3 protein-coding genes are annotated in these 1395 nt (G+C 70.7%); all 3 read right to left on the bottom strand.

Annotated features, from left to right (window positions below):
• Positions 1 to 349 (bottom strand): DUF2637 domain-containing protein (locus ACS04_RS30050; RefSeq protein ID WP_048479981.1); only part of this gene is annotated, 349 nt, incomplete at its 3' end.
• 29 nt (positions 350 to 378) lie between these two features.
• Positions 379 to 570 (bottom strand): hypothetical protein, encoded by a 192-nt coding sequence (locus ACS04_RS36880; protein WP_078865510.1) that lies wholly within the window; start codon positions 568 to 570, stop codon positions 379 to 381.
• Between the two features lie 81 nt (positions 571 to 651).
• The coding region (locus tag ACS04_RS30045; protein WP_048479980.1) for an FtsK/SpoIIIE domain-containing protein at positions 652 to 1395 on the bottom strand (744 nt) is incomplete at its 5' end.

The following is a 1395-nucleotide window of genomic DNA, read 5'->3' as shown; positions in this document are numbered from 1 at the left end:
GGGCGAGGAGGGTGCCGCCGAGGAAGGCGAGTGCGGGCCAGCCCGCGACGAGGATGCGCAGCCAGGGCGGAACGTTGTGCAGGTCGAGCAGTCCGGCGGTGGCGACGTTGGCGCCGAGCGATGCGACGAGGGCGATGGCAAACCAGAGCCAGGCGTCGCGGTTCTCTGCGTTGGTTCGCATCCGGCGCCATGCGGCGACCAACAGCAGGTCGACGCTGACCGGGTAGGCCCAGGCCTTCCATCCGTCCTGTCCGGCCGCCGCAGCCAGATCGTGCAGGTGGGCGAAGGACAGGGCACCGGCGATGACGGCCTGGATGAGTACGGCGTCGAGGCGGAGGGTGCGGAACACGAGTCACCTCCTTTCGGGGAGGATTCGAGTCAGGCGGTTCCGGTGCCGAGGCAGCTCGGGCAGAGCCCCGTCTGTGTGGCGCCGATCTCCCGGCGCTTGCGCCCGACCCGGACGGTCGTCGTGGTCTCCCCCGTTCCGTCACAGGTGTCACAGGACGGCGGGACGGGAGCGGGCTTGGCCGTACGCGGCCGGCGGGTCGACGGCTTCGTGTCAGTGCTCATGGCGGTTCCCTTCGGTTTCGGGCATGGGTCGGGTAGGGACCTGGCGCGAGATGGTCACGCCGACCGAGGGGGAGAGAACTGCTACGGCGTCGCCGGAGTCGGCTTCACCAGCGGGACGGACCCGGGGAACGCGGCGGAGGCGGGGATCACCGGCCGGTACGGGGCGAGGGCTGGAAGGGCCGGAGTCAGGTACGCGTACTCGGCGCAGGCCTCGGCAGCCTTGGCCGCGCTCAATTCGGGTGTACGGATGCGGGACCAGCCGCCGGAGGAGTCGCCGGCCACCGCGACGCCGGGCAGGTCGGGCGGGATCGCCGTTACGGCCATGACCGCGTCCGGGGCGATGTCACCGAGGCCCATGTCGGCGGTCTGCTTGTCGTTGACGCGGTGGACGACGCGGCCGGTGAGCTGGGCGCGGAGCGTGGTGGCGCCCTTGCCGAGGTCGGAGCCGAAGCGCTGGCCGCAGATCTCCAGGTACATGCCGGCCGCGCGGGCCATCTGTCCGAGGCGGATCATCTGCATGACCATCCGGTCCCGGCGGTCTTCTTCCTTCTTGCTGGCCACGAGGAACAGTTCGGCGACCTCGTCCACGAGCACCACGATCGGCACCGGACGAATGTCCTCGGGCAGCGCCCATACGTCAGCGGCCCCGTAGTCGCTCAGCAGATCGAAACGGTCTTCCATTTCGCCCACCAGCGCATCCAGCAGTCCGGACGCCGTCTCTGGGGTCATGGCCAGCGCCGACAGCCGGGGCGCGTATCCCCGCTGCTCGACACCGCGCTTGCAGTCGATCCCGACCAGGGCGACCCGTAGCCGGGCGAGGCCTGC

Source organism: Streptomyces roseus (assembly GCF_001044425.1).
Classification (GTDB): domain Bacteria; phylum Actinomycetota; class Actinomycetes; order Streptomycetales; family Streptomycetaceae; genus Streptomyces; species Streptomyces roseus.
This window is presented reverse-complemented; position numbering and strand designations above follow the sequence as displayed.